Source organism: Aquabacterium sp. (genome assembly GCF_050725395.1).
Taxonomy (GTDB): Bacteria; Pseudomonadota; Gammaproteobacteria; order Burkholderiales; family Burkholderiaceae_C; genus Aquabacterium.
Map to the genome: position 1 here is coordinate 17704 of NZ_JBOHHL010000033.1, position 25608 is coordinate 43311.

The 25608-nt window shown below is 63.1% G+C and carries 27 protein-coding genes and 2 tRNA genes; 13 read left to right on the forward strand and 16 right to left on the reverse strand.

Annotation, left to right across the window (positions count from 1 at the left end; all coding sequences use genetic code 11):
• Window positions 1-61: 61 nt before the first annotated feature.
• Window positions 62-853: a class I SAM-dependent methyltransferase gene (locus tag ACREB4_RS17090; protein WP_431589444.1), complete on the reverse strand. Its 792-nt coding sequence runs from the start codon at window positions 851-853 to the stop codon at window positions 62-64.
• A gap of 274 nt (window positions 854-1127) precedes the next feature.
• Here ACREB4_RS17090 and ACREB4_RS17095 point away from each other — a divergent pair, with 274 nt between their 5' ends.
• Window positions 1128-1499: an HU family DNA-binding protein gene (locus tag ACREB4_RS17095; protein ID WP_431589445.1), complete on the forward strand. Its 372-nt coding sequence runs from the start codon at window positions 1128-1130 to the stop codon at window positions 1497-1499.
• A gap of 156 nt (window positions 1500-1655) precedes the next feature.
• Here ACREB4_RS17095 and ACREB4_RS17100 read toward each other — a convergent pair whose 3' ends face one another.
• Window positions 1656-1955, reverse strand: coding sequence for a cysteine-rich CWC family protein (locus tag ACREB4_RS17100; RefSeq protein ID WP_431589446.1), 300 nt, complete (start codon window positions 1953-1955; stop codon window positions 1656-1658).
• Window positions 1956-2024: 69 nt separating this feature from the next.
• On the opposite strand from ACREB4_RS17100, the gene ACREB4_RS17105 reads away from it, so the two are divergent.
• On the forward strand, window positions 2025-2282 hold the full coding sequence (locus ACREB4_RS17105) for a DUF1488 family protein (RefSeq protein WP_431589447.1): 258 nt from the start codon (window positions 2025-2027) through the stop codon (window positions 2280-2282).
• Between the two features lie 228 nt (window positions 2283-2510).
• On the opposite strand, the gene ACREB4_RS17110 is transcribed toward ACREB4_RS17105, so the two are convergent.
• Window positions 2511-3803, reverse strand: coding sequence for a glycerophosphodiester phosphodiesterase family protein (locus tag ACREB4_RS17110; protein ID WP_431589448.1), 1293 nt, complete (start codon window positions 3801-3803; stop codon window positions 2511-2513).
• A 255-nt stretch (window positions 3804-4058) separates the two neighbouring features.
• Here ACREB4_RS17110 and ACREB4_RS17115 point away from each other — a divergent pair, with 255 nt between their 5' ends.
• Genes ACREB4_RS17115 through ACREB4_RS17125 form a run of 3 tightly spaced genes read left to right on the forward strand, consistent with a single transcriptional unit; the run spans window position 4059 to window position 6309 of the window.
• Window positions 4059-4421: a hypothetical protein gene (locus ACREB4_RS17115; RefSeq protein ID WP_431589449.1), complete on the forward strand. Its 363-nt coding sequence runs from the start codon at window positions 4059-4061 to the stop codon at window positions 4419-4421.
• Window positions 4422-4459: 38 nt separating this feature from the next.
• Window positions 4460-5545, forward strand: coding sequence for a M14 family zinc carboxypeptidase (locus ACREB4_RS17120; protein WP_431589450.1), 1086 nt, complete (start codon window positions 4460-4462; stop codon window positions 5543-5545).
• Window positions 5545-6309 (forward strand): alpha/beta fold hydrolase, encoded by a 765-nt coding sequence (locus ACREB4_RS17125; RefSeq protein ID WP_431589451.1) that lies wholly within the window; start codon window positions 5545-5547, stop codon window positions 6307-6309. Before ACREB4_RS17120 ends, ACREB4_RS17125 begins: the two co-directional genes overlap by 1 nt.
• Here ACREB4_RS17125 and ACREB4_RS17130 read toward each other — a convergent pair.
• The gene (locus ACREB4_RS17130) at window positions 6293-6613 is read right to left on the reverse strand and encodes a 2Fe-2S iron-sulfur cluster-binding protein (RefSeq protein WP_431589452.1); all 321 of its coding nucleotides are present in this window, start codon (window positions 6611-6613) and stop codon (window positions 6293-6295) included. The genes ACREB4_RS17125 and ACREB4_RS17130 overlap by 17 nt on opposite strands.
• A 76-nt stretch (window positions 6614-6689) precedes the next feature.
• Between ACREB4_RS17130 and ACREB4_RS17135 the strand changes: the two genes are divergently transcribed.
• Window positions 6690-7901, forward strand: a complete 1212-nt coding sequence (locus ACREB4_RS17135) for a zinc-binding metallopeptidase family protein (protein WP_431589453.1) — start codon at window positions 6690-6692, stop codon at window positions 7899-7901.
• Between the two features lie 23 nt (window positions 7902-7924).
• On the forward strand, window positions 7925-8590 hold the full coding sequence (locus ACREB4_RS17140) for a VTT domain-containing protein (protein ID WP_431589454.1): 666 nt from the start codon (window positions 7925-7927) through the stop codon (window positions 8588-8590).
• Here ACREB4_RS17140 and ACREB4_RS17145 read toward each other — a convergent pair.
• Window positions 8587-8781: a hypothetical protein gene (locus tag ACREB4_RS17145; RefSeq protein ID WP_431589455.1), complete on the reverse strand. Its 195-nt coding sequence runs from the start codon at window positions 8779-8781 to the stop codon at window positions 8587-8589. The genes ACREB4_RS17140 and ACREB4_RS17145 overlap by 4 nt on opposite strands.
• Window positions 8782-9256: 475 nt before the next feature.
• Here ACREB4_RS17145 and flhC point away from each other — a divergent pair, with 475 nt between their 5' ends.
• The gene (gene flhC / locus ACREB4_RS17150; protein WP_431589456.1) at window positions 9257-9805 is read left to right on the forward strand and encodes a flagellar transcriptional regulator FlhC; all 549 of its coding nucleotides are present in this window, start codon (window positions 9257-9259) and stop codon (window positions 9803-9805) included.
• Window positions 9806-9852: 47 nt separating this feature from the next.
• On the opposite strand, the gene ACREB4_RS17155 is transcribed toward flhC, so the two are convergent.
• From ACREB4_RS17155 to ACREB4_RS17195, 9 genes are all read right to left on the reverse strand, one after another.
• Window positions 9853-10368: a hypothetical protein gene (locus tag ACREB4_RS17155; RefSeq protein ID WP_431589457.1), complete on the reverse strand. Its 516-nt coding sequence runs from the start codon at window positions 10366-10368 to the stop codon at window positions 9853-9855.
• 748 nt (window positions 10369-11116) lie between these two features.
• Window positions 11117-11192, reverse strand: a tRNA-His gene (locus tag ACREB4_RS17160).
• Between the two features lie 38 nt (window positions 11193-11230).
• Window positions 11231-13177, reverse strand: coding sequence for a peptidylprolyl isomerase (locus ACREB4_RS17165; RefSeq protein WP_431589458.1), 1947 nt, complete (start codon window positions 13175-13177; stop codon window positions 11231-11233).
• A gap of 98 nt (window positions 13178-13275) precedes the next feature.
• Window positions 13276-13351: transfer RNA gene (locus ACREB4_RS17170), tRNA-Val, on the reverse strand.
• A gap of 21 nt (window positions 13352-13372) precedes the next feature.
• Window positions 13373-13645: an HU family DNA-binding protein gene (locus tag ACREB4_RS17175; RefSeq protein WP_431589459.1), complete on the reverse strand. Its 273-nt coding sequence runs from the start codon at window positions 13643-13645 to the stop codon at window positions 13373-13375.
• 197 nt (window positions 13646-13842) lie between these two features.
• Entirely contained in the window at window positions 13843-14409 is a 567-nt protein-coding gene (gene pgsA / locus ACREB4_RS17180) for a CDP-diacylglycerol--glycerol-3-phosphate 3-phosphatidyltransferase (RefSeq protein WP_431589460.1), read from the reverse strand.
• A gap of 26 nt (window positions 14410-14435) precedes the next feature.
• Window positions 14436-14960: a hypothetical protein gene (locus tag ACREB4_RS17185; RefSeq protein WP_431589461.1), complete on the reverse strand. Its 525-nt coding sequence runs from the start codon at window positions 14958-14960 to the stop codon at window positions 14436-14438.
• A 16-nt stretch (window positions 14961-14976) separates the two neighbouring features.
• Window positions 14977-16953, reverse strand: coding sequence for an excinuclease ABC subunit UvrC (gene uvrC / locus ACREB4_RS17190; RefSeq protein ID WP_431589462.1), 1977 nt, complete (start codon window positions 16951-16953; stop codon window positions 14977-14979).
• Between the two features lie 36 nt (window positions 16954-16989).
• Window positions 16990-17595, reverse strand: coding sequence for a TetR/AcrR family transcriptional regulator (locus ACREB4_RS17195; RefSeq protein ID WP_431589463.1), 606 nt, complete (start codon window positions 17593-17595; stop codon window positions 16990-16992).
• A 66-nt stretch (window positions 17596-17661) separates the two neighbouring features.
• On the opposite strand from ACREB4_RS17195, the gene ACREB4_RS17200 reads away from it, so the two are divergent.
• Genes ACREB4_RS17200 through efp form a run of 4 tightly spaced genes read left to right on the forward strand, consistent with a single transcriptional unit; the run spans window position 17662 to window position 21511 of the window.
• On the forward strand, window positions 17662-19077 hold the full coding sequence (locus tag ACREB4_RS17200; RefSeq protein ID WP_431589464.1) for a carotenoid oxygenase family protein: 1416 nt from the start codon (window positions 17662-17664) through the stop codon (window positions 19075-19077).
• A 53-nt stretch (window positions 19078-19130) separates the two neighbouring features.
• The gene (locus ACREB4_RS17205) at window positions 19131-19799 is read left to right on the forward strand and encodes an alpha/beta hydrolase (RefSeq protein WP_431589465.1); all 669 of its coding nucleotides are present in this window, start codon (window positions 19131-19133) and stop codon (window positions 19797-19799) included.
• Window positions 19800-19809: 10 nt separating this feature from the next.
• Window positions 19810-20913: an elongation factor P maturation arginine rhamnosyltransferase EarP gene (earP, locus tag ACREB4_RS17210; protein ID WP_431589466.1), complete on the forward strand. Its 1104-nt coding sequence runs from the start codon at window positions 19810-19812 to the stop codon at window positions 20911-20913.
• Between the two features lie 43 nt (window positions 20914-20956).
• Window positions 20957-21511, forward strand: a complete 555-nt coding sequence (gene efp / locus ACREB4_RS17215) for an elongation factor P (protein WP_431589467.1) — start codon at window positions 20957-20959, stop codon at window positions 21509-21511.
• A gap of 45 nt (window positions 21512-21556) precedes the next feature.
• Here efp and ACREB4_RS17220 read toward each other — a convergent pair whose 3' ends face one another.
• On the reverse strand, window positions 21557-24028 hold the full coding sequence (locus tag ACREB4_RS17220) for an ATP-binding protein (RefSeq protein ID WP_431589468.1): 2472 nt from the start codon (window positions 24026-24028) through the stop codon (window positions 21557-21559).
• 186 nt (window positions 24029-24214) lie between these two features.
• Here ACREB4_RS17220 and ACREB4_RS17225 point away from each other — a divergent pair, with 186 nt between their 5' ends.
• Window positions 24215-24487, forward strand: a complete 273-nt coding sequence (locus tag ACREB4_RS17225) for a hypothetical protein (RefSeq protein WP_431589469.1) — start codon at window positions 24215-24217, stop codon at window positions 24485-24487.
• A gap of 6 nt (window positions 24488-24493) precedes the next feature.
• Here the strand turns inward: ACREB4_RS17225 and dusA are convergent, their stop codons facing one another.
• Complete coding sequence (gene dusA, locus ACREB4_RS17230; RefSeq protein WP_431589470.1) at window positions 24494-25558, reverse strand: tRNA dihydrouridine(20/20a) synthase DusA; 1065 nt, start codon at window positions 25556-25558, stop codon at window positions 24494-24496.
• Window positions 25559-25608: the final 50 nt, after the last annotated feature.

Here is a 25608-nt window from a genome sequence, read left to right on the forward strand (position 1 = left end):
CTTGCCTTCGGCCAAGAAAGCAATTCGACGATCGATATGCGATTTTCTCAGCCAGCCGGCATCACCGGTGTCGATTGGCCACCGCGAAGATCAGGTAACGCTCCAGGCGGATGCCTTTGCTGGTGGTGAACGGTGCAATGCTCTCGGCCAGCAAGCGCCGCAGTTGTTCGTACTGTTCGTCGTCCAGGTCGAGCAGAAAACCGCCCAGCGCGCTGTTGAGGTGGAAAGCCAGCACGTGGTCCAGGCTTGGGTGATAGTCGGTCAACACCTCGTCCGACAAAGTGTGGCTGGAAAATCCCGCCTGGTTGATCAGGGCCGACAACTGTCGCCAGCCCACCGCCCCCGGTACCTCGCTCGGCACCCGGCCCATGTCCACGCCATCGACGTGCGAGAGCGCTTCGAGGACCAGCCGCGTGCGCTGGTCGACTCGGCCCCGGTTGGCCACGCTCAGGCCCAACCGGCCATTCCGGCGCAGCACACGCCGGACCTCGCTCAAGACCTTGGGCGGGTCCTGGCTCCAGTGCAGCACGCTGTTCAAACTCACCAGATCGAAGTGGTCGGACTCGAAGCGGGAAAGGTCTTCGGCCACGCCCACACTGGCCTTGAACACGGCAGGTTCGCGCCGAGCGGCCACGGCAACGCGCAGGGGCAATGGGTCGATGCCAATGACTTCGCCGTCCACGCCCACGATCCGCGCCACATGCGCCCCCAGGCGCCCCGTGCCACAGCCGATGTCCAGCACCTTGTGGCCCCGCGACACGCCCAAGGCACGGACCAGGCGCTTGCCGTCGGCGTGCCGGGCATCCTCGTGTTGCCGGGCCAGATCGGAACGGTCCAAGGTCAAGCTGTGCATGTCTGGCTCCTTTGGTGAGGTGCCTTGGTTCAGCACGAAACGTACCCAGCAAGGTGCCGACAGACGCTCACCCAAATGGGTTTGAACTGCTGAGATCCCAGCAGCCATTGACGATGCGCTGTTGTGTTTGCCGCAACACCGACACCAAATCCAGCAGAATTGATCGATGTTTGCACGCCCCGACCGACTCTTCGCCACCTATATGTGGAAATGCCCGCGGGCTACGGCACAATTGCGCTGCCCGCATTTCGGGTGCAACGGATAGAAGCGTCACATGAACAAAACCGAACTGATCCAGCATTTGGCCACCAAGCATGAACTGACCAAGGCCGAAGCTGGCCGCGTCCTGGAAACCCTGCTGGACGTCGTCGTCGCCACCGTCAAGAAGGGTGACTCGCTGACCATCCCCGGTTTCGGCACCTTCAAGCAACACGCCCGCGCAGCACGCAGCGGCGTGAACCCCAGCACCGGCGCCAAGATCAAGATCGCCGCCGCCAAGCTGCCCAAGTTCACGGCTGGCGCCACCTTCAAGGCCGCCGTCGATCCCAAGGCCGCCGCCCGCAAGGCCGCCAAGGCACCTGCGACCAAGGCTGCCAAGGCACCTGCCAAGAAGGCCGCTGCCGCCAAGAAAGCCAAAAAGGCTTGATGCGTTGAGGTGCGGGGCCCATCGCGCGCCTCGCACCCATGTCAGCTGCGCCAGGGTTATCCACCGAAGGTGTGGACAACCCTGTGGGGAAACACTGAGCATCCGCGCATCCCCCTGGGTAAGCGCTTGGAGTGCCTCGAAATGAGGCACCCGCTGTCAGCCCGCTTCCGGCTGATCCCCCGAAACCAACGACGAGGCCGTCGCACACCGCGCGCAAATGCAGGCCAACCCGCGCTGCGCAGACGGCACACGGGCCAGCAACTCCTCGCTGAAGACCGCCGAACGGCACCAGCACGGCGCGTCCGTTGAACCGCCAGCGGATACCGCGCAGGCATTGGGCCCGCCACAGAGGGGGCAAGCGTCGGGCGAAGTCATGGTGGTGGTCGCGTATCTTTGAGCAACAGGTGTTTCGCCCACTTTAACGCTTGCCCCGGGGCAAGTCTTCCACCGACGCATCGACTTACAGCCTGCCTGGTGGCACGGCTATGGTCGCTTCCTGTCCGTGATGTACAAGAAGGAGTTGACATGCAATTGATGATGCAAGCCTATGCAGGCCGTGACGCGGTGATCGTTCGGGTGCCCGTGGGTGGCCGGGGTGTGCGGGTCCTGGTGTCCCGCGAAGCCCTGGAAGAACGCTTTGCCGCCGGCCCGGCGCCGCAAGATTGGGTCTATGCCTACCAATCACACGCCGAGGTGATCGACGCCGTCGTGCGCGCCAAGGTGGCCAAGGCCACACCCGAGCCGGTCGTCATCTCCAAACACGACTTCCCGCTGGTGCAGTGACCTCCCAAGCGCACCTCATCTGAAGCCCGTGATCGCCAGCATGACGATCACGAACACAGCCACGCCCAGGTCAACCCACCAGTCATTCAACAAGCGGTCCAGAACGGATTTTTCCGATTTGTTTCGCATGACATTCATCCCCCCATCGCGGTCGGCTGGCGCCGCGGAAGGCGATTGTTCACCGGAATTCGGCGGCTGGCAATTCAGGAAAGTCGAGACCAGGGGCTTTCAAAGCCCCATGCAGTTGGCATAGTAAGTCACTGTGCCGGGCCAATCGGAAAACACGCCTTCCACCCCCACCTGGCGCGCCAGCACGTCCAGCGCTTTCAGCATGTCGCTGTCCTTCTTGATGGCCTTGCCTTGAGGGTCGAACTGGTAGTAGCTGCCCTGCCCGGCCGCGCCCTTGGTCAGGTTCACGCGTTCGAACGACCAGGTGATGATCTTGAAGCCAGCCGCCTTGATGTCGATGGCATAAGCCGAGGGCACGACCTCGTTCGACTCGTTCACCGCCAGCAGCGCCCACATCGGTGGCGCGATGATCTGCACGCCGGCCTTCTTCAGTTCGCGCAGGCGTTCCTTGCTCATGCGCTCGATCTTCAAGGCCGGCTCGACCGGGTCCAGGTAGACGGCCTGTTGGCCAAAGGCCGGCTCCTGCTTGATCCAGTAAAGCACGTCATCGATGTTGAAAGACTGCGGGTACACCTTGCGCGGATCGACGCCCGCCTCTTTGTAGGTGTCGATCAGCTTCTGCGCGTAGGCCTTCTGCCCACCAAAGATGGACTGGATGCGCGCGGCATCGCCGTCCTTCAACTCAGGCGTTTGCGACACACCCCAATCCTTCATCAGGGCGATGTGCTCCTTCAGCGTGACGACATTGCCTGCCGGGCGGCCTGTGTACAGGTCGGTTCGCCACGCGGCGGTTCCGCCCAGGTAGCCTGCCGCCGTGGTCGCCGCGGGGTTGCTCGCGTCCATCTTGGCCTTCAAGGATTTGAACTCGCTCAAGGTGATGTCGCTGGTGCAGCACTTGGGCGTTGAGCCCCCGGCCACCCAAGGCACCGTGCAAGCGGCATTCAAGGGCGTGTTCACGATGTTGGTGGTGGTGTGCAAGTCGCACTCGGAGTGTCGGCACACCAGCTCGCCATCCTTGGTGAAGCTCACGTCGCATTCGATGATGCCGGCGCCCATGCGGTTCGCGGCTTGGTAGGACTCCAGCGAATGCTCCGGAAACTCCAGTGGCGCACCGCGGTGGCTGATCGAGAACTTGCTGCGGTAGAACGGCCCGGCCTCGCACTGCTGCAAACGGCTCTTGAGCTTGCCATCGTCCAGGCCCTCCACCAGGTAGAAGGGGCGCACGCCCACCTGCACATTCAGCTTGTCCTCCCGGTGGTGTCCCTGGCGGCCACCGTCCCACACCTTGCCACGCCCTTCATCGGAACGGTCCGTGGCACAGGCAGCATGGGCGGCCAGTGCCATCGCAGCGAAGGTGGCACTGATGAACAAGCGGTGAAGGTGGGTGCTCATGTCGGCAAGTCCTGGCGTGAAGTGGTGCAGATGCCCGCGATTCTGGACACGCATGTTCGACAGCCATGTGACAGCACCAGGCGAACTGCCTGGTCATTTCGACCTCACATTCACGGTTGACAACACTGACTTTTATTGTATAAATCGTTTACACCGATTCATTCAAAATTGATCATGAGCAATACCGACACCATCGTTGCCAAAACAAAAACCACCCCCGTTGAAAAGCCAGAGTCAGCTCCCGCTAAAAAGGCCGTGGCAAAGAAAACCCCGATCAAGAAAGTGGCCGCTTCGGCCAGCCCCGCACCGGCCGCCAAGAAGGTCGCGGCCAAACCCACCAAGACCGTGGTGGCCGTCACGCCCAGCCCCGCCAAAGCCAGCAGCCCTGCCAAGGTCAAGCAGAAGCTCGTGCGCGACAGCTTCACCATGCCACGCGGCGATTTCAGCCTGATCAACACGCTCAAGGAACGCGCCCTGACGTTCCGCCGCCCCACCAAGAAAAGCGAACTGCTGCGCGCCGGCCTGCATGCGCTGTCCGCCCTGCCCGATGCCAAGCTCAAGCTGGTGCTGGATGGCCTGGTGCCCTTGAAAACCGGCCGCCCCAAAAAGGACGAATGAGCCGAACGGCTCATGCCTGACCACCCCTTGCGCACACCATGGCCAAGCTCTTCCACCTCGAGCGCCGCAGCTTTGTTCCCAGCCAGCCACCCCATCGGCTGAACGAGGAGCAGGCATGCTCGGCACCGCTCGTCGAGCTCGCCGATCTGCAACGCATCCTCGACGAAGCAGGCCCGCTGCTCAAGGTCGAGCAGGTTTGCGAAGTGCGCGCAGGGCCACACCAGTTCCCCGTCCACGCCATCACCTTGGGCAACCCCAGCCCCGAGGTGCCCGCCGTGGGTTTCTTCGGCGGCGTGCACGGCCTTGAACGCATCGGTTCGCGCGTGGTCATGGCCTACCTGCGCAATCTGGTCATGCGCTTGAAATGGGACGCCCAATTGCACCGCCAGTTGGAATCCCTCCGGCTGGTCTTCATGCCCATCGTCAACCCTGGCGGCTTGTGGGCCGGCACCCGGGCCAATCCCAAGGGCGTGGACCTGATGCGCAACGCGCCAGTGGAAGCCAGCGAGCCGGTGTCCTTCCTGGTCGGAGGACAGCGCCTGAGCAGCGCCCTGCCCTGGTACCGAGGCGGCCAGCATGCCCCCATGGAGCTTGAAAGCCAGGCCCTGTGCAGCGTTGTTCAAAATGAACTCCTGAACCACCCCTTCAGCATCGCCATCGACTGCCATTCGGGCTTCGGCATGGTCGACCGCATCTGGTTCCCGCATGCCCACACCATCCGTCCCATCGAGCACCTGCCCGAGATGCAGGCCCTGAGCCAAATCTTCGACCAGGCCTACCCCCATCACCGCTATGTCGTCGAGCCCCAAAGCCGCCAATACCTGACCCACGGCGATTTGTGGGATCACCTTTACCTGAAAGCCAGCGCCCAGGCCGACACCACCTTCCTGCCGCTGACCCTGGAGATGGGCTCCTGGCTGTGGATCAAGAAAAACCCACGCCAACTCTTCTCAAGGCAGGGCATCTTCAACCCGCTGGCCGAGCACCGGCAACAACGCGTGCTCAGGCGGCACATGGCCTGGCTGGATTTCATCACGCACGCGGCCAGCAGCCACGCCAGGTGGGTGCCGACCGGCCCCGCCAGGGATGAGCATCGGCAGGCCGCCTTCGCCCGCTGGTATTGATGCCCGAACCGCACACCTGGATCCTGTTGCGCGGACTCACGCGCGAACAGCGGCACTGGGGCCGCTTCCCGGCCACCCTGTCCCGGCATGCGCCTGAGGCGCGCATCGTCACGCTCGACATCCCTGGCAACGGCCGCCTCTGCGCCCAAACCAGCCCCGCCACCGTGCCCGACATGGCCGAGCATTGCCGGGCCGAACTGGCCCGCCAGGGCATCGCGCCGCCCTACCACGTGTTGGCGATGTCCCTGGGCGCGATGGTGACCGTGGCCTGGGCACAAGCCCACCCTCATGAACTGAAGGCGTGCGTGCTGATCAACACCAGCATGCGGCCCTTCAACCCCTTCTACCAACGACTGCGGCCACGCAACTATCCGCGAATGCTGAAGCTGGCGTTGCGAGGCGGCTCACCCCGCCAATGGGAGGAGGCCATCCTCAAGATGACCACGCGGCACCCACCCGAGCCCGAGCAACACATCCGAGACTGGATCACCTACCGCGAAGCATGCCCGGTGTCGCGCGACAACGCGCTGCGGCAGTTGCTGGCCGCAGCCCGCTACGCCGCCCCCAGCACACCACCCGCCCCGCGCCTGCTGATCCTGGGCAGTGCACAAGATGGCCTGGTGGACCCGCGCTGCTCCAGACAGATCGCCACCCAGTGGAACGCCGATTTCGCGCAACACCCCACCGCTGGTCACGACCTGCCTTTGGACGATGGACCCTGGGTGGCCTTGCAGATCCAGCAATGGCTCAGGTCAGCGCCTTGATTCTCCGCGCACCAGGCACGTCGATGACCAGGTCGGTCAAGGGGTAGGCCACGCAGGGCAGGATGAAGCCCTCATGCTTTTCCTCATGACTCAAGCCGGGCCATTCGATTCGGTAGGTCACCTGGCCGCTGTTCAGTCGGCACAGGCAAGTGCGGCAGGTGCCATTGCGGCAGGAACTCGGCAACTCAATGCCGCCCGCCCGCGCGCTGCCAAGCAAAGGCAGATCGGCGGACACCCGCATGCTCACGCCCAAGGGTTCCAGGCGCACCATGTGCTCCATCTTGCCGACTTCCAACTCGTTCATCCACGCTCCCAATCCGCGGGCACGTCGTTTGCCACGCCAGTTCCTGCAATGTAGCGCGCCCCTCTGGAATCCCACCGTGAACGATCCCCGCCCAGCCCCCATCTTTCAGCACACCAACCCAGACCGCTACGAGCCCACCTCCACCCGGGCCTACCGCTGCCGCTGCGGGCGCCCTGTGTTCTTCAGGAATTCGGTCTGCCTGGCTTGCAAGACACCCTTGGGCTACGAGGCGCTCCAGGCCAAGGTCATTCCACTCGACCCCGCGGAAGAAGCCGACGTCTTCGTGCCAGCCAGTCTTACGCCCGACCAGCCCCGCGATGTCAACGAACCCCACTACGTGCGCTGCGCCAATTTCACCAGCGCCGCGCAATGCAACTGGCTCATCCCGCAGGCGCAGGCGGCCCAAGGCACCATGCTGTGCCAGGCGTGCCGCCTCAACCGCACCATCCCTGATTTGTCCGACCCGGAAAACCAGGAGCTGTGGCGCCGCACTGAAACCGCCAAAAGGCGCCTGGTGTCACAGCTCATCGCCTTGAAGCTGCCCGTCGCCTCCAAAGTAGGAGAGGACCCGGAATGCGGGCTGGCTTATGATTTTTTGCGCTCACAACCCGCCGAACCCCGGGTGCTGACCGGCCACGACTGCGGTTTGATCACCATCAACCTCGAAGAAGCCGACGACCCGACCCGGGAACGCACGCGCAAGAGCATGGGCGAACCCTACCGGACGCTGCTCGGTCATTTTCGCCATGAAGTCGGTCACTACTACTGGGACCGGCTGGTCAAGAACAGCACCTGGCTCGAACCCTACCGAACCCTCTTCGGCGACGAACGCCAGGATTACGACGAGGCCGTCGCAGCCCATTACCGCGACGGCGCGCCCCTGGACTGGGGCGTTCACTTCGTCAGCGCGTATTCATCCACCCACCCTTGGGAAGATTGGGCCGAAACCTGGGCGCACTACCTTCACATGGTCGACACGGCCGACACGGCGGCGAGCTTTGGCATCGACTTGACGCACATCGGCCTCGAAACTGAACCCTTCGACACCGACGTGCTTTGGGCGGACGACACCAGCGACGAGGGCCCGCGCTTCCTGGCGCTGGTCAACGACTGGGTGGGGCTGACCGCCGTGATGAACGAGATGTCTCGCAGCATGGGCCAACCCGACTTCTACCCCTTTGTGCTTTCACGGGAAGTGGTCACCAAGCTCCACTTCATCCATTGCGTGATCCATGCGTCCACGGATCAATCGGTCGAGAACGCGGAGCCCAAGACAGATCCTCTTTGACCTGGAGTTCGCTAGACTGGGGCATGGCGATGGTGGACCCCGCACAGATGCTTCAAACACTGCTTCATTTTGACCAGCAGTTGGGCAGCGCCATTCCTCGCCATGGTTTGGCCATTTACGCCATCCTCTTCGCCATTGTTTTCGTGGAGATTGGTGTTCTGCCGCTGTTTTTCCTGCCCGGGGACCCCTTGATTTTCATCAGTGGCGCGTTCTGCGCCACGGGCGCGATCAACATCTGGGTGTTGATCCCCTTGTTCACCGTGGCCGCGATCGGAGGCAGCGTCGCGAGCTATTGGACAGGCCGAACGCTTGGCCAGAGCGTGATGCAAAAAGACCGCCGCTGGGTGAATCAGAACGCTGTTCGCCAAACGCAGGTCTTTTTCAATCAACATGGCAGCGTCACTTTTCTGATGTCGCCTTTCATCGCCGTGGTTCGCACCTTCGCGCCCTTTTTGGCGGGCGCCACTCAGATGGTGTTTGGCCGATTCCTGGTGTTCGCCAGCGGGGGCGCCATGCTCTGGGCTTTGAGTCTGCTGGGAGCAGGCTACTTCTTTGGCCAAGTCCCCCTCATCAGGAACAACATGCCTTTGATTGTGCTGTCGGGCGTGGTTGGTGGAATGGCCCTGGTGGTGCTCACGGGCGTGTTTCGAGCCGCCAGACGACGGCGCCACCGCCCGATGCAGCCTTAGCGGTTGGGCGCATCGCCACCCCAGGTGTTCACCTCGATCTCGGCCCATTCTTCAGGGGGTATGTGGCCACGCTCGTCTTGCCAAAGCTCAACCGCCACCAGCCTCGCCAAACGTGGCCGCAAGCAGGGGCGCAACTCCGCGATGCGCTGAGCGCAGCGCGCTATCCAGGTGTCTTTCAGTTGCGCATTCATACTGTTATTTTATACAGTATTTTGTTGAAGGCGGAAGTGGTGACCGTCTTCCAAGGTCACCCTCAATGCTTTCAGCGAAAGGCGCTCACCGTCAACATGGCGACCACGAAAGCCGCCACGCCAAGGTCCACCCACCAATCGCTCAAGAGGCGATCCAGCACCGACTTTTTCTGAGACGTTTTCATGTGAAATCCCTTCGTTCGTTTTGACATGGATGTTGGATGGCAGGGCGCACGATGCCATCTCCCGCAGCGTGAACATGCCATGTGTCAACACTGCGACAGCATTGGTCCTGGCAGGGTTGAATGCCAGTGGCCATCAGCAAAGTACTGTTATTTTATACAGTAAGTCGTCATTGCACAAGACAAGGCATCCCAAGCTTTGACACACGGTCATGATGGGCTTGCTCGACGTGGCCCGCTCAAGCCCGTAAGCTGGTCTCCGCCGTCCATGTCCGAGCAACTGGGAGCAAGCCATGCGCAGCAAAAGCCTGTTGACCGAAGCCAAGCAAATCGAACGTGCCGTCACCCTGATCGGCCTGGGCGCCCGCCTGCAGGTGCTGGAGTCGGAAACCGACATCTCTTACGAACGCCTGCTGCGCCTGTACAAGGAGGTGTCCGGCAAATCGCCGTCCAAAGGCCAACTGCCCTTCTCCACCGACTGGTTCATGACCTGGCAACCCAACATCCATGCCAGCCTGTTCATGAACATCCACGAATACCTGAACAAGGCTTCCGAGCTGGACGAGATCGACGTGGTGATCAAGGCCTATCAGCTCTACCTGGAACAGACTCAGCCTCAAGGCGTCGATCCCATGCTTTCCGTGACCCGCGCTTGGCGCTTGGTCAAGTTCATCGACAATGGGATGCTCAGCCTGACCAAATGTTCAAAATGCGGAGGCTCTTACGTCACCCACCCGCATGAAATCGCCCGTCACTTCGTGTGCGGCCTGTGCAACCCACCAGCCCGCGCCGGCAAAGGCAAGGCGGCAGGCACCTTGCAGCTTTTGGCATCACACAAGTGAATGGCCATCCCGATTCAGTCCGCCAAAGGTCAGGGACTTGGCCCGGCCTAAAACCAAGGGAAAGTGTTCCACTTTTGGAGAAGGTATCCCCAGACGATGACGAACATGAACGGTGGGGAAACCGCCAAGATGCCGCCAAGATAGTAGGCGTGCACCTTGTCTCCGAATGGCCGAATCCACCGGTCATCTTTGAGCATCTCCCACTCTTTCGTCAGGTAGTCAATCTGCATGTACGCCGCAAAAACTGAAAGAAAACCTGCGATGGATATGACGATGCCGGTCAAGGGGATGAAATAGTGGAAGAAATCCACCAGTTCCTCCATTGGCGTGGACTTGCCGGCATAAAAACCAAGCGCGGTGAAAAGCAGGCCGTTGGTGGTCAAGGTCCAAGTTAGACGCTTGTTGACCAACTCATCCTCCCTGTTAATTTGCGCGGCAATGTAGTCGTATTGCTGCTTCTTGAGTTCAAGGACCTTGACGTCAGTTTCTGACTCCTCTCGCGGCAAGCCCATGGGGCCTGGCCCACCCTTCAACGATGCTCTGTAGCTCTTTGCGTCAAACATCGAACACCCTCCCGAGTTTCCTGCCTTCCTCATCTTGACAAGAACACGCCCAGGAGGACACCCCCTAAAGTGATGCCTCGCTCAATACGGCAACCAGGGGGGCCCTGAAGTTCACTGTTATCCCACTTCTGGGTGTTGCTCTCGCAAAGAAGTCGCCAGACACTGGCCTGTCTTCATTCATAGGTCGGGGGCATCATGTTTCGCTATCTGCTTTTGCTGGTTGCCCTCATCGGCCTTTCCCCAGCGGCATTCGCCGATGTCTGCTGCCCAAGTGGGTGCGTGCAAGACGGGGCCCGTTGTGTTCGGACTGGGCCCACTCCTTCAGCATGCTCAGTGGTGGCTTGCCCTTCACGAGCACCTGGAGGACCACCCCAAGGTGGCTCGGGTAAACAGACCACGATTGTCTACAGTCTTCCGTCTCGCAATGAGCAACATATCTGCTGTGACGCAACACGCGCTCCGGGTGGTAGCTACACCAAGACCTGCCGCGCTTTCACAATGAACTGCGTGAACGCCAACGAACTATCGGCGACTTGCAGAAGCGGCCATGGAGAGGTCAGGAGCACATTGCCCAATGTCAACTCATGCCTGAAAATCGAAAACATCAATGGCGAGCTGAAGTGCAAGAAGCGCACAAAGAGGCCTCGTCCCGCATGCTAGTGGGCCTATGAGGGACTGGCCCCTCCATACACAGCTCAAAACAAAATCCCCCTAGGAGAACATGCCTCATAGGGGGAATTGAATGTGGTGGGGTGGCTGATGGGGCTCGAACCCACGACAACCAGAATCACAATCTGGGACTCTACCAACTGAGCTACAGCCACCACTGGAAAGAAAAAGATTATAGCAGCAAAAAGTTCACTCAAGAAGCCGATGCGGTTTTTTGAGTTTCAACCGCTTTGGGTTCTTCTTCCATCACCTTCTTGCCATTGTTCAAGAACTCGACCTTGTACTTCTTCTTGAGCGACTGGTAGTAGGCGTCGGCCTCGGCCTTGGCCCAGTAGCCGCCAAACTGGTTTTCAGTCTCTTGGATTTCCTGCGGGGTGATCTGCAAAGGCAGCACCTTGTTGATTTTCAACAAAGCCGTGCCTTCCGCTCCGATGTCGACCACGGTCCAGGCGGGCAATTGCTTCTCGGGCACGCGCAAGGCGCTGTCCAGAACGGCCGGGGGTTGCGAGAAGACCAGACGGCGGGACATCTGCACGGGGGCAGGCAACTGGGCTTTGTCGGGAGACTGCTTCCACAGCGCCAGCTTCTGGTCGGCATCCTGGCGGGCGGCCTTGAAGGACTCGGCGGCGATCCAGCGATCACGAACCTGGGCTTGCACTTGTTCGAAAGGCGGCTTGCTGGCAGGCGTGTACTTCAGGATGCGGGCGGACACCAGCTTGTTGGGACCCACCTCGATGGCTTCGGTATTGCGGGCCTTGGCACGGTTGGTGGCATCGAACAAGGCTTCCAGCAAGCGTGGATTGCTGAGGGGGCCTTGGTCCTTGGCGCCCGGGTTGCGCAACACATCGGTGGCGGTCTGTACCGGCAGCTTGAGTTCGTCGGCCACGGGCTTGAGGCTGTCTGGCTGCTCGTATACCTTGTTGGTGAAGCTCTCGGCGGCTTCGGCATATTGGCGTTGGGCCAGTTGCTTGCGTGCCTCGTCTTCGATCTGAGGGCGCGCCACTTCAAACGGTTGCGGCTGGCCACCACGGACCCCTGTCACGGTGATGATGTGGTAACCATAGTCGGTTTCGACCACGCCGCTGACTTCGCCTTGCTTGAGGCTGAAGACCGCATCCTCAAAGGGCTTGGCCATGGCACCGCGGCCAAAGAAATCCAGGTCGCCACCATTCACGGCCGAACCCGGGTCGTCGGAATTCTTCTTGGCCAGTTCGGCGAACTGGGCGGGATCCTTCTTGACTTGGGCCAGCAATTGCTCGGCCTTGGCCTGGGCCGCTTGACGCTGCGCAGCCGGCGCGCTCTTCTCGGCCTTGACCAGGATGTGACTGGCACGGCGCTCTTCAGGCTGGGTGAAGCGGGCGATGTTGTCCTTGTAGGAGCGGCGCAGCTCATCCTCGGGCACCGACACGCGGGCCTTCAGCGTGTCCAGGTCCAGCAACACGTACTGCACATCGGCCTTCTCGGGCACCTGGAAATCCTTGGCATTGGCCGGGCTGTTGTAGAAAGCCTTGAGTTGATCCGCGGTGGGGTTGAGCTGGGCCACGTAATTCTTGGGCTCGAACTTCATCCACTGGACCTCGCGCACCTGGAACAAGGCATCGACGGCTTCGCGGTTGGACACCGTCGAGGCCAGGCCGGTGGCGGCCACGCCACCCAGCACCTGGTTCACCGACATGTCCAGGCGCAGACGCTCGGCGAATTGTGCCGCCGTCATGCCCTGGGCCTGCAGGAGGTCCTTGTTCAGCGAACCATCGGGGTTGCGCAGGAAAGCGTACTGTTGGTCGGCGGCGAACATGCGGACCAGGCGGGCGTCGGGGGCGCGCAGGTTCAGGTCGCGGGCCGCGACGCTCAACACGTATTCGCGCACCAGGGAGTCCAGGACCTGCTTTTTGAACTCGGGCTTGTCGAAGGCGCTGGGATCAGTTTCCGGTTGCTGGGCACGCACGCGCTCGGCCATGCGGCGCTGGGCCTGGTCCCACTCGGTCTGGGTGATGTCCTTGCCGGCCACCTTGGCGACCACACCGTCGTCGTCCATGAACTTTGAGTAGCTCTGCACACCAACGAGAACAAAGGAGGGCACGATCAGCAAAACCAGCAGGCCTTGCAAAATTCGGGTGTGCTTGCGAACGAAATCAAACATGAGATGGCTACGGCGCGGGGCCGGGTCACAGGGTTCAGGAAAACCAGATTTCAGACGAGACAAAGGCGAACCTGGGTCCGCCTTTGCTTCGCTATCGGTGGTGGGTGCTGACGGGGTCGAACCGCCGACCTACGCCTTGTAAGGGCGCCGCTCTACCAACTGAGCTAAGCACCCGATAGATCAGAAAACGTTATTTTAGTTCACAGCGTCCTTGAGGGCTTTGCCTGGACGGAACTTGGGGACCTTGGCCTTCTTGATCTTGATGGCATCGCCGGTGCGCGGGTTGCGACCGGTGCGTGCGGCACGCGTGGAGACAGCGAATGTACCAAAGCCGACCAATGAGACGGTCCCGCCCTTTTTCAGCGTGGTGCGCACCCCGCCGATCACGGCTTCCAGCGCACGGCCTGCAGCGGCCTTGGAAATGTCAGCTTGCTTGGCAATGTGTTCAATCAACTCGGACTTGTTCACAAAAAATCCCTTCTTGAAGGCGTCACAAAACGAGTTCCACAAAACGAACGTACTAACAGCGCTGGGGAGATGTGTGCAGCACCGAAATACCTGCTGCGGATAAAAAGAGAGAAATCATTCTATGCCCAATCCCTGCCGGGACCATCGCCCAGGAGGGCGTGTATGCACGCTTGACACGAAGCCCGGAATTCGGCTTGTCAGCCCGCTTTGGCGCGGATGGCCGGCAAGGATTTTTGCAGGTAGTACACCATCGACCAGATGGTGAGCCCGCAGGCGGCGTAGATCAGCCAAGTGCCCCAGACGCGGGTGTGCAGAAGGCCAAAGAGTTCACCGTCGTACAGCAGTAAAACGATGGCCGCCATTTGCGCCGAGGTCTTGAACTTGCCCAGCATGTGGACAGCCACGCTGCGCGAAGCGCCGATCTGGGCCATCCACTCGCGCAGGGCCGAAATGGCGATCTCCCGACCAATGATGACCAAAGCCACCCAGGCATCGACACGGTGCTGGTCCAGCAGGATCAGCAGCGAGGCGCACACCAGGAACTTGTCGGCCACCGGATCCAGGAAAGCGCCGAAGGCGGAGGTCTGGTTGAGGCGCCGTGCCAGCCAGCCATCTGCCCAGTCCGTTAAAGCGACGACGATGAACAGCGCGCAGGACAGCAGATTGATCTGCTCCATGGGCCACGGCAGGTAAAAGCATCCCACGATCAGCGGAATCGCGACGATCCGCGCCCAAGTGAGCAGGGTGGGCAAAGTTAAAAACATGACGCGATTGTGCCGTGAAGACGGGATCAAAGTTGATCCAGGGTCATGGGTTTGAATTTGTGCTGGTTGTTGAACAGGAATGTTTCGTTGAAACGCCAGGGTTTGGGCAGGTGCGACACGTTGCCGAAAGGTGCCGCCCTGCGCATGGACTCAATGGCGATGTTGACGGTTTCGCGGTCCTGGCTGGGGTAGCGCATGACCTCCACCCGGCGGATGGTGCCGTCGCCGTTCAGCTCGAAGGTCAACACGGGGATGGCCCGCAGCAGGTCGGGCGGCTTGCCCATGTAGGTGATGTCCGGGTTGGCGGCCACCAAGCGCCGGGCCGCCTGGAGGCGAAGCTCTTTCCAGTTGCGCGACATGGTGGGCTGGGGCAACACGATGCGCGCGCCCTTCTTGCCAGGAGCTGCCGTGCTGGCATCGGCAGGGGCTGGGGTGGCGGGCGTTGCGAGCGGGGCTGTTTCAGGGCCCGAGCCCGTTTTGAGGTCGCGGAAGGCACAGCCGGCCAGCCAGGCGCTGGAGCCCATCACCGCCAGGACCAAGGCAGTGAACATCAGTCTTTTCATGCTGTCAGTGAAGGGCACGGTAGATCTCCTCGGCCAGTTCTCTTGAAATGCCATCGACGGTGGCCAACTCTTCCATGCTGGCCGAGGCCACGCCACGCACGCCACCGAAGCGTTGCAGCAGTTTGGCACGCCGCTTGGGCCCCACACCGGGGATGTCCTCGAGTTTGCTGCCGCCGGTGCGCACACTGGCACGCTTGGCGCGCATGCCGGTGATGGCAAAGCGGTGCGCCTCGTCGCGGATCTGCGCCACCAGCATCAGGGCGGCGGAGGTGGGCGCCAGTTGCAGCTTGGGGCGGCCATCGGCGAACACCAGCTCTTCCAGGCCGACCTTGCGGCCCTCTCCTTTTTCAACGCCCACGATGATGGACAAGTCCAGCCCCAGGGCCTCGAACACCTCGCGGGCCATGGACACCTGGCCCTTGCCGCCGTCGATCAGCACGACGTGGGGGATGTGTTCGGGCTTGGCGTCGCCGTAGCGGCGTTCCAGCACCTGGCGCATGGCGGCGTAGTCGTCGCCACCGGTGATGCCCTTGATGTTGTAGCGCCGGTATTGCGAGGACTGCATCTTGTGCTGTTCGTAGACCACGCACGAGGCCTGGGTGGCTTCACCTGCGGTGTGGCTGATGTCGAAGCATTCGATGCGCAGCTTGGCCAGTGCATCGATGTTGTCGCCACCGCTGTCGCCGGGGTCGAGCGCCAGGTCGAGGGCTTCGACCAGGGCGCGGGTGCGGGCCTGCTGCGAACCCTCTTCGCTGAGCAGTCGGGCCAGGGCGATGTCGGCACCGGTGATGGCCATGTCCAGCCAGGCGCGGCGTTCTTCGCGCGGTTGGATCAGGGTCTGGACCTTGTGCTCGCAGTGCTGGCTCAGGGCGTCGATCAAGGCTGGGTCGACGGCGTGGCTGAGCACCAGCAGGGATGGCACCACGCCACCCAGGTAGTGCTGGGCCAGGAAGGCTTCGAGCACGCGCACCTCGGCGGCCTGCGACAGGTTGGCCGAGGTGGCGTCAAGTTCCTCCTCGGCAAGGGCCTGTTCCTGCACGTGCACCGGGAAATGCGCACGATCGCCCAGGTGCCGCCCCCCACGCACCATGGCCAGGTTCACACAGGCGCGGCCGCCCTGCACTTTCACGGCCAGCACGTCGACGTCCTTGTCGACGGCGGTGTCCACCGACTGCTGGTGCAGCACCTTGGACAAGGCGCCGATCTGGTTGCGGATCTCGGCGGCCTGCTCGTATTCCATGCGCTCGGCGTAGGCCATCATTTCGTCCTGCAGGCTTTGCATGACGGTTTCCTGCTCGCCCAGCAAGAATTGCTCGGCCTGGAGCACGTGGCGCGTGTAGTCGTCCTTGCTGATGAGGTCAACGCAAGGGCCGCTGCAGCGCTTGATCTGATACAGCAGGCAGGGCCGCGTGCGGTGCCTGAAGAAGGAGTCTTCGCAGGTGCGCAGCAAAAACACCTTCTGCAACAACTGGATGGACTCCTTGACGGCCCAGGCGTTGGGGTACGGGCCGAAGTAGCGGTGCTTGCGGTCGACCGCCCCGCGGTAGTAGGCCAGGCGCGGAAAGTCGTGGGACGCGATCTTGAGGTAGGGGTAGCTCTTGTCGTCGCGGAACAGGATGTTGAAGCGCGGATTGAGCGTCTTGATCAGGTTGTTTTCAAGCAGCAGGGCTTCGGCCTCGCTTCGGACCACGGTGGTTTCCAGGCGCGCGATGCGCGAGATCATGTGGCCGATGCGCGTGCCGCCGTGGCTCTTCTGGAAGTAGTTGGCCACGCGTTTTTTCAGGTCGCGCGCCTTGCCGACGTAGAGCACATCGCCCTTGGTGTCGAAGTAGCGGTACACGCCGGGCAGGCTCGGCAGCGCGGCCACTTCCAGCAGCAGGCGCTCCCACACGCGGGCGCGGTCCTGCTCGGAAGGTTCAGGGCCCCCTGGGGGCAGATCGGGGGCTTGATCGGTGTCGTTGGGCACGGTCATGGGCGGCATTGTCGCGGACAACGCCGCCACGCGCTGCGCGGGAGGTCACACGGATTCGAAGCGGGCCAGCACCTCGTCGATGAGGGCATCGGCCTGGTGACCGTGGTGTTCGAGCTGGCCATCGAGCACCAGGTGGCTGAGGCCGTGCACCACGCTCCAGGCGCTCATCGCGCTGACGGTGACGCGGTGGTCAGCCTCGTCAAGGCCCAGCAACTGCGCCACCGAGGTCTGCAAGGTGCCGAAGGCCGCGTGGGCGGCTTGCGACAACTCTTCGCTGGGGTGGTTGGAGAGCAAGCCGCCGAACATCAGGCGGAACAAGGCGGGGTTGTCTTGGGCGAAGCGGACGTAGGCGCGGCCAGCTTGGCGGAAGCCTTCCTTCAGACTCGCCACGGTCATCGCGGCCTGAACCTGCGCCGCCTGCAGGCGGCGGAAGCCCTCGGCGGCCAGGGCAACCAGCAGGGCTTCCTTGTTGGCGAAATGCCGGTAGGCGGCATTGGCCGACACCCCCACCTGGCGCGCCAGTTCCCGCAGGCTGAACTCGCCCTGGGGGCTGCTTTCCAGCAAGACCAGCCCCTGCTCGACCAAGGCCAGGCGGAGATTGCCGTGATGGTAAGGCCCAGATGGCGTTTCCAAGGTCTTCTCGGTTCTCATGTTGACATTGTACACATTGGATTTATGATGTTCACACTGTATACATATCATCCGGAAGGACAGGCCATGGCTTCACTGACATTCAAGGAACGCGCCGTCACCTGGCTCAGCCAGCGCCTGCAGAGCCGCGTGCCCTATTCCAGCCGCAACCCCTACCTCGAAGGCATGTACGCGCCCGTGACACAGGAGCGCACGGAAACCAAGTTGCGCGTCACCGGTGAGTTGCCCCGCGAACTGAACGGCCTGTACGCGCGCATCGGCCCCAACCCCATGCAGGTGCCCAACCCCGGCGCCTACCACTGGTTCACGGGTGACGGCATGGTGCACGGCGTGCGCCTGCAGGATGGGCAGGCGCTGTGGTACCGCAACCGCTGGATCGGCTCCGACTCCGTGCGCCAGAAGCAAGGCCGCTCGAAACTGCCCGGGCCGCGCCGGGGCGTGGGCGACGCGGTCAACACCAATGTGTTCGCCCATGGCGGACGCATCTGGGCAGCGGTCGAGGCGGGCTCCTACCCGGTCGAACTGAACGCCGAGTTGGACACCATTCGGCACGGCCTGTTCGACAGCCAGGCCTCACACGCATTCACCGCACACCCCAGGGTGGACCCGGCCACGGGCGAAGCCCACGCCATTTGCTATGACGCGCTGAAGCCCAAACGCGTCACCCACATGGTGGTCAACGAGCAATGCCAGGTGACCAAGGTGGTCGAACTGCCGGTCAAGCACGGCCCGATGATCCATGACTGCGCCATCACGCGCACGCAGGTGATCGTGCTGGACCTCCCCGTCACCTTCTCGCTGAAGCACGTTTTCCAGGGCGCCGGCCTGCCTTATGGCTGGAACGAAAGGCACGAGGCCCGCGTCGGTCTGCTGCCCCGCCATGGCCAGGCGCAGGACATCCGCTGGATCCCGGTCGACCCCTGCTATGTGTTCCACACCTGCAATGCCCACGATTTGGACGACGGCGGCGTGATGCTGGACGTGGTCGTGCACGCGCGCATGTTCGACCGCTCTCGCATCGGCCCCGAAGCCGATGGCACCCGCATCACCTTCGAGCGCTGGCACATCGACCCGGCCCGAAGCGCGGTGAAGCGCACGGTGGTGTCCGACCGCAACCAGGAGTTCCCCCGCTGCAACGAGACCCTGAGCACCCTGCCCTACCGCTATGCCTACACCGTCGGCTTCAACAACGCTGAAGCCGCGCGGGGACTGTTGCGGCACGACCTCCACACCGGCAGCACACTGGTGCACGACCATGGCGCCGGCCGGTCCACCGGCGAGGCCGTCTTCGTGCCTCGCGAAGGCGCCACGGCCGAAGATGATGGCTGGCTGCTGTCCTATGTCTACGACGCCAACACCGATTTGAGCGACCTGGTGGTGGTCAATGCCCAGGATTTGGCCGGCCCGCCGCAAGCCGTGGTCCACCTGCCCGTGCGCGTGCCCGCTGGCTTCCATGGCAACTGGTTGCCCAACCAGGTTTGACGCAACAGCCTCGGTAAGATGGGCGCTGTTTGCCACCCCTTCGAAAGCCGTCCATGTCGCTTGAACTGATCGAGATTGAAACCGGCGACCAGCCCACCGCCAGCATCATCGTGCTGCATGGCCTGGGCGCGGACGGCAACGACTTCGTGCCCGTGGCCGAAGAGCTTGACCTGGACGCCGTGGGCCCTGTGCGTTTCGTGTTCCCGCACGCGCCCACCCGTCCCGTCACCATCAATGGTGGCCACGTGATGCGCGCCTGGTACGACATCCTGGGTGCTGACCTCGTCCGACGCGAAGACGAGCAAGGCGTGCGCGAGTCGCAAGCCACGGTCGAGGGCCTGATCGCGCGCGAAAAGGCCCGTGGGGTGAAGGCCTCGCGAATCGTCGTCATGGGCTTCTCACAAGGCTGCGCCATGGCCCTGCAGACCGGCCTTCGCCACGAAGAACGCCTGGCGGGCATCGTTGGCCTGTCAGGTTACCTGCCCCTGGCCGCGCAGACCGCTTCGGAGCGCCACGCCGGCAACCACGACACGCCCATCTTCATGGCGCATGGTACCCACGACCCCATCGTCCCGCTGGCCCGGGCCATCGCATCGCGCGACCTGCTGCAATCGCTCGGCCACCAGATCGAATGGCACGACTACCCCATGCCGCACTCCGTCTGCGCCCCCGAAATCGCCGACCTCAACCGCTGGTTGCTGGGCGTGTTGAAACCTGCCTGAACGCGCCGCCATGTTGTGGGATGTGTTCTGCCGCGTCATCGACAACTTCGGTGACATCGGCGTGTGCTGGCGCCTGTGCGCCGATTTGGCCGAACGAGGCCACGCGGTCCGGCTTTGGGTGGACGACGCCAGCGCTTTGGGCTGGATGGCACCCGAACTTGACCGCTCGTCCCTCATCCAGGTCTTGCACTGGGACGCGCCGCCTCAGGAACCTGGCGACATCGTCATCGAAGCCTTCGGCTGCAACCCACCCGAGGCCTTCGTGGCCCGCATGCAGCGCCCCATCCCGCCGGTCTGGATCAACCTGGAATACCTGACCGCCGAAGACTGGGTGGAACGCTGCCACGGCCTGCGCTCGCCGGTGATGAGCGGCCCCGGGGCCGGTTTGAGCAAGTGGTTTTACTACCCCGGCTTCACGCGGGCCACGGGCGGACTGCTGCGAGAGTCGGGGATGGACGCCGCGCGCCAAGCCTGGCGGGCCGATCACCCTCGGCCACGCGATCGATGGTTGGCGGCCCATGGCCTTCGCCCGCCCGCGCCAGGTGAGCAGCTGCTGTCCCTGTTCTGCTACGAACCCGCCCCCGTAGCCGCCTTGCTGGACAGCTTGGCCGAGGGCGGACGGCCCACGCAGGTGCTGGTCACGCCAGGCTTCGCCATGCAACTGGTCAGGGCCTGGCAGTCCACCCGGCCAGTGCCTGAACACCTGACCCTGCACGAACTTCCCCACCTCAGCCAACGCGAGTTCGACCACCTGCTGTGGGCCTGCGACCTGAATTTCGTGCGCGGCGAGGACTCCGCGGTGCGCGCACTGTGGGCCGGCCAGCCCCACGTGTGGCACATCTACCCCCAGGACGACGGCGTGCATGCGGGCAAACTGGACGCGTTCATGGACCGCTGGATGGCCGGTTGGCCCGAGGCCTTGGCCGGCGATGTGCGCCAGTTGTGGCGCAACTGGAATGGTCTGGCGACTCGGCATCCCAGCGATTTCCAATCCCTGGGCCGCGTTTTGAACTCGCCTGAATGGGCCGCTCGAAGCCGCGCAGCCCGGCACGGATTGCTTGAAATTCCTGATCTCGTGACCCAGCTTTGCGGTTTTGTCTTGGATAAGCGCTAAAATCCGAGGCTTTGCTCAAACACGACCCCCTCGGGAATCCATCATGAAACTCGCACAAGAAATCCGCGCTGGCAACGTCATCATGCAGGGCAAGGACCCGATGGTCGTGCTCAAGACCGAATACAGCCGCGGTGGCCGCGGCGCCGCCACGGTCCGCATCAAGATGAAGAGCCTGCTGAACGGTTTCGGTCAAGAAACCGTGTTCAAGGCCGACGACAAGATGGACCAGGTCATCCTCGACAAGAAGGAATGCACCTACTCCTACTTCGCCGACCCCATGTACGCCTTCATGGACGCCGAGTACAACCAGTTCGAGATCGAAGCCGAAAACATGGGCGACGCGATCAACTACCTGCAAGACGGCATGGAAGCCGAAGTGGTGTTCTACGACGGCAAGGCCATCTCGGTTGAACTGCCCACCACCATCGTGCGCGAAATCGAAACCGAACCCGCCGTCAAGGGCGACACCTCCGGCAAGGTCATGAAGCCTGCCCGCGTGGTCGGCACCGGCTTCGAGATCCCCGTGCCATTGTTCGTTGATTCGGGCGACAAGATCGAAATCGACACCCGCACGCACGAGTACAAGAAGCGCGTCTAAGCTGGGCTCGCCCCACAAAAAGGACACCTTGCGGTGTCCTTTTTTTCAGGCCAAGCTCTCGGGAAACACCAGCGTGCACACGGTTTCCTCGTCCAGCAACTCGCCCATGGCCAGCAGCGCCTGCAATGCCGAGGGATCGAGCGACTCCTCCAGGGCGGACTGGATGTGGGCCCGCTCCCGGGCCACGTCAGGGAACGGGTTGCCAATTCGCCGCCAGGACTTGTCGGCAAAGCCCAGCAGGCGAGCGGCGGTGGCGTGTTGCCCATCTTCCAGCGCAATGCGCGCATAGAGGTGGCTGTGGTACCCGAACGCCGTCCACCCTGCACTGCGAGACAGCGCCATGAATTCCCACAGCGATGACCTTGCCTGCGCCAGGCGGCCACTGACAAGGTTGCACCACACGTACTCGCCCAGCATGTAGCCCACCGACCATCCGCGCCACTGCCCCAGCAGGGCGATGGATCCGCGCCCGACCTCCAGGGCCTCGTCGATGCGCCCCAATCCCCGCAAGGCCGTGCAGGCGTACCAGCGCAAGATGTTCACCCGCAGCTTGCTGCCCGCCTCGGTGGCATTGGCCACACCTTCCTGGGCTTCGCGGTACATGGGCTCGTAGTCGCCCAGCGTGTAGTGGCCCATCACCTGCGCCACATTGCGGTCGGCCCGGATGCGGGCCGGCCAGCCCGGGCGCTCCAGTTCGCGCAGCTCCGTCAGCACCTGGGCCATCTGGTCGGGCGGCAAGCGCCAGCTGGTGGCCATCGCGAACAAGGCCTCGTGCAGGCCGAATGGTTCGTTCAAAGGGCGGTACAGGTCGGCCGCCCTTTGCGCGTAGACCAGCGCCAATCCCTGGTCGATGCCCCACTGCCCATGGGACCGGCGCACCCAGTAGCGGGCCAGGACCGACGGCGAATCGACCCGGTCGACCAAGGGCTGAACAGCTTCATTGCGCCGGCGCGTTTCGTGGCCCAAGGGCAGTTGGAAAAGCAACCGGGCCAGCGAGGCCATCAGGCCCACGGCGATCGGATCCTGGCGCTGCACGGCCCAGTCCAGGGCGGCGCGCGCGTTGTCGAGTTCGGGCGTGTAGGTGGCCAGCCAAGGGGCATCCTGGCTGACCCAAAGCTCGGCATCGGCCCGACCGAACATGGCGGTGACTTCCCGGGTGTGGCGCGTGCGGATGGCCTCTTCCTCGCCGCTTTGGGCCAAACGCACCAAGGCGTATTCACGCGTGCTTTCCAGCAGGCGGTAACGGGGCGAATCACCCCCATCCACCGCCACCAAAGATCGGTCGACCAGGGCGCACAGGATGTCGACGACCCCGACGTCGTCCAGGGCCTCTTCGCCACCATGATCGTCCTCGCGGGCCACGGCGCAGGCCAGGTCCAGGGTGAAACCGCCCACGAACACGGCCAGGCGGCGAAACACCCGCTGCTCGGGCGCCGACAGCAGGCCATGGCTCCAGTCCAGCGCCGCCATCAAGGTCTGCTGCCGGCTTGGCGCCGTGCGGTGGCCGCCCCTGAGCAGTTTCATCCGCTCGTCCAGGCGGGCCTCCAGGCCCTTCAAGCCCAGGAAAGGCAAGCGCGCCGCCGCCAGTTTCAAGGCCAGCGCCAGGCCATCGAGCTGCCGGCACAGGCTGATGACGGTGTCCAGCTTGTCCGTGGTGAGTTCGAACCGCTGGTCGGCGGCCTTGGCCTGGTCCACGAACAAGGCCACCGCGCCATGCTCCAGGGCCTGAGCGACACTGACACCCTGCGCCGGGATCGACAAGGGCCCCAGGCGCAACAGCCGCTCCTGGCCAAGTTTGAGCGCCACCTGCGTGGTCACCAGCAGGCGCACGCCGGGCGCGCCGTCCAGCAGGGCCTGGGCCAAGCGGGCCACCGCCGCGTCCAGGTGCTCGGCGTTGTCCAGCACCAGCAAGACTTCAAGCGATTTCATCGCCTCGACCAGACCGGCCACGGGGTCGGCGTGCCGGGTGGCCGACAGGCGCAGGGCCTGGGCCAGCGCCCCGGGCAACAGGGCCTCGTCGGAAATGGGGGCCAGTTCCACCCACACCGCCCCATCGCGCAGCGACAAGGGACGGGCATGCACCGCCGCCAGGGCCAGGGAGGTCTTGCCGATGCCGCCCGGCCCGACCACCGACACCAGGCGGTGCTCGCGAAGCAAATGCGCCAAAGTGGCCAGGTCATCGTGGCGCCCAAACAAGGCCGACGACACCTCAGGCAATGACTGAGCGCCAGGCTCGTTCACGGGGGCTGGCGCCTCGGCAGCGATGGGCGTGGGGTTTTTCTCTGGCAGGGTGAAGCGGTACCCCCGCCCGGGGATCGTGGCGATGGCCTTGGGGCCCAGCAGCTTGCGAAGGGTCGACACCTGCACGGCCAGGTTGCCGTCTTCCACGAACAGCCCGGGCCAGACCAGGTCCAGCAACTCGTTGCGCGACACGACGCGGTCCCGCCGCTCCACCAGCGCCACCAGCAAATCGAAGGCCCGCGCGCCCAGGCTGGCGACGCGGCCTTCCAGCGTCATGCGCCGCTCGGGGACGCTGATTTCAATTTCTGCGAATCTCAATGTGTCTGGCAAAGCGTACCCCTCGATCGCCCTGCTGCCCGCCGGCAAGCTTTAATGAATTTTAAGGACTTCCATTCTCGGATCGACGACAGTACGCCTCACCTTGACATTCGCCTGATGCCCGCCGCCAGGTCATGTTTCACCATGAAGCCGATCAACCACCATTTCGCCCTCGCCGTGATCCTGGCCGCCACGCTCAGTCCTGCCTTGATGCCACAGGCCAGCGCCGCCACGCCGGTCACGTCAACCATGGCCAGCGGCACCCTGCCCGCCGAAGCATCAGCGGGCTTCACCCAGTTCCTGGACAACCCGCTCAGCGGCGACCTCGCCGAGCTCTCCACACCCTTCAAGTATGGCCTGCTCCTGATCGGCCTGAGTTTGATCGAAAAACTGTCTCGCAAACCGCGCGGTTGGTGAGCCCTTTCAGGCCGCCGCGCGCTGGTGCGCCAGCTTCATGACCTCGGAAGGCGGCAAGGCCTTGAGTTGATGGTCTGACCAGACTTGGCGCCAGCGTCGGGCACCAGGCAAACCGTTGTACAACCCCAGGATGTGCCGAATGACCGAAGGCCAACGCACCGCGGCCCCGTCCATGCCCTGGGTCCGCTCCATTTCGCGTTCGCAGTAAGCCACCATCAGGGCTTCCAGGTCCTCGCGGCGCCGGTCGGTGCCCAAAGATGAATCGGCGTAGAACAAGGCATCCCAGTCGGCCATCATCCAGGGTTGATGGTAGGCCGCTCGCCCCACCATGACGCCGTCCAGCGTCACCCCTTCGTACACCGCCCCGGGTTTGAGCTGCTCGGCGATCTGCGCGTTGTCGGCCATCCCGCCATTGAGCACGATGACGAGGTGCGGAAAATCGCGCTTGAGCCGGTGCACGAATTCATAGCGCAGTGGCGGAATCTCGCGGTTTTCCTTCGGGCTCAGGCCTTTCAACCAGGCATTGCGGGCATGCACCGCGAAAACCTCGCAGCCGGCATCGGCGATCGTGCCCACGAAGTCGCGCACGAACTCGTAGCTTTCGCCCTGGTCGATGCCAATGCGGTGCTTGACCGTGATCGGCATGCGCTCGTTGCCGCCCGTGGCGTCCAGCATGGCCTTGACGCCATCGGCCACCAAGGGCGCCTCGGCCATCAGGCAGGCACCAAAGGCGCCACGCTGCACGCGTTCGCTGGGGCAGCCGCAGTTGAGGTTGACCTCGTCATAACCCCATTGCTGGGCCAGTTTGGCGCAGGCTGCCAGATCCGCCGGCTCGCTGCCCCCCAATTGCAAGGCCACGGGGTGTTCTTCGGTGTTGAAATCGAGGTGGCGGGGAACATTGCCATGCAGCAAGGCACCGGTGGTCACCATTTCGGTGTACAGGCGAGCGTGGCGACTGAGCTGACGGTGGAAATAGCGGCAGTGGCGGTCGGTCCAGTCCATCATGGGCGCGACGGACAGACGCCAGGCCGTTGAAGCCTGGCCAAGTTCTTGTTTTACTTCGGAATTCATTGGTGCACCAGAGATCACGCCTTCAACCGCTAATCCAGTCAACCAGGCGG

Coding starts and splice junctions, on each gene's coding strand:
- ACREB4_RS17090 (WP_431589444.1), bottom strand. CDS start 853: ATGCACAGCTTGACCTTGGACCGTTCCGATCTGGCCCGGCAACACGAG.
- ACREB4_RS17095 (WP_431589445.1), top strand. CDS start 1,128: ATGAACAAAACCGAACTGATCCAGCATTTGGCCACCAAGCATGAACTG.
- ACREB4_RS17100 (WP_431589446.1), bottom strand. CDS start 1,955: ATGCGTCGGTGGAAGACTTGCCCCGGGGCAAGCGTTAAAGTGGGCGAA.
- ACREB4_RS17105 (WP_431589447.1), top strand. CDS start 2,025: ATGCAATTGATGATGCAAGCCTATGCAGGCCGTGACGCGGTGATCGTT.
- ACREB4_RS17110 (WP_431589448.1), bottom strand. CDS start 3,803: ATGAGCACCCACCTTCACCGCTTGTTCATCAGTGCCACCTTCGCTGCG.
- ACREB4_RS17120 (WP_431589450.1), top strand. CDS start 4,460: ATGGCCAAGCTCTTCCACCTCGAGCGCCGCAGCTTTGTTCCCAGCCAG.
- ACREB4_RS17125 (WP_431589451.1), top strand. CDS start 5,545: ATGCCCGAACCGCACACCTGGATCCTGTTGCGCGGACTCACGCGCGAA.
- ACREB4_RS17130 (WP_431589452.1), bottom strand. CDS start 6,613: ATGAACGAGTTGGAAGTCGGCAAGATGGAGCACATGGTGCGCCTGGAA.
- ACREB4_RS17140 (WP_431589454.1), top strand. CDS start 7,925: ATGGCGATGGTGGACCCCGCACAGATGCTTCAAACACTGCTTCATTTT.
- ACREB4_RS17145 (WP_431589455.1), bottom strand. CDS start 8,781: ATGAATGCGCAACTGAAAGACACCTGGATAGCGCGCTGCGCTCAGCGC.
- flhC (WP_431589456.1), top strand. CDS start 9,257: ATGCGCAGCAAAAGCCTGTTGACCGAAGCCAAGCAAATCGAACGTGCC.
- ACREB4_RS17155 (WP_431589457.1), bottom strand. CDS start 10,368: ATGTTTGACGCAAAGAGCTACAGAGCATCGTTGAAGGGTGGGCCAGGC.
- ACREB4_RS17165 (WP_431589458.1), bottom strand. CDS start 13,177: ATGTTTGATTTCGTTCGCAAGCACACCCGAATTTTGCAAGGCCTGCTG.
- pgsA (WP_431589460.1), bottom strand. CDS start 14,409: ATGTTTTTAACTTTGCCCACCCTGCTCACTTGGGCGCGGATCGTCGCG.
- ACREB4_RS17185 (WP_431589461.1), bottom strand. CDS start 14,960: ATGTTCACTGCCTTGGTCCTGGCGGTGATGGGCTCCAGCGCCTGGCTG.
- uvrC (WP_431589462.1), bottom strand. CDS start 16,953: ATGCCGCCCATGACCGTGCCCAACGACACCGATCAAGCCCCCGATCTG.
- ACREB4_RS17195 (WP_431589463.1), bottom strand. CDS start 17,595: ATGAGAACCGAGAAGACCTTGGAAACGCCATCTGGGCCTTACCATCAC.
- ACREB4_RS17200 (WP_431589464.1), top strand. CDS start 17,662: ATGGCTTCACTGACATTCAAGGAACGCGCCGTCACCTGGCTCAGCCAG.
- ACREB4_RS17205 (WP_431589465.1), top strand. CDS start 19,131: ATGTCGCTTGAACTGATCGAGATTGAAACCGGCGACCAGCCCACCGCC.
- earP (WP_431589466.1), top strand. CDS start 19,810: ATGTTGTGGGATGTGTTCTGCCGCGTCATCGACAACTTCGGTGACATC.
- efp (WP_431589467.1), top strand. CDS start 20,957: ATGAAACTCGCACAAGAAATCCGCGCTGGCAACGTCATCATGCAGGGC.
- ACREB4_RS17220 (WP_431589468.1), bottom strand. CDS start 24,028: ATGACGCTGGAAGGCCGCGTCGCCAGCCTGGGCGCGCGGGCCTTCGAT.
- ACREB4_RS17225 (WP_431589469.1), top strand. CDS start 24,215: ATGAAGCCGATCAACCACCATTTCGCCCTCGCCGTGATCCTGGCCGCC.
- dusA (WP_431589470.1), bottom strand. CDS start 25,558: ATGAATTCCGAAGTAAAACAAGAACTTGGCCAGGCTTCAACGGCCTGG.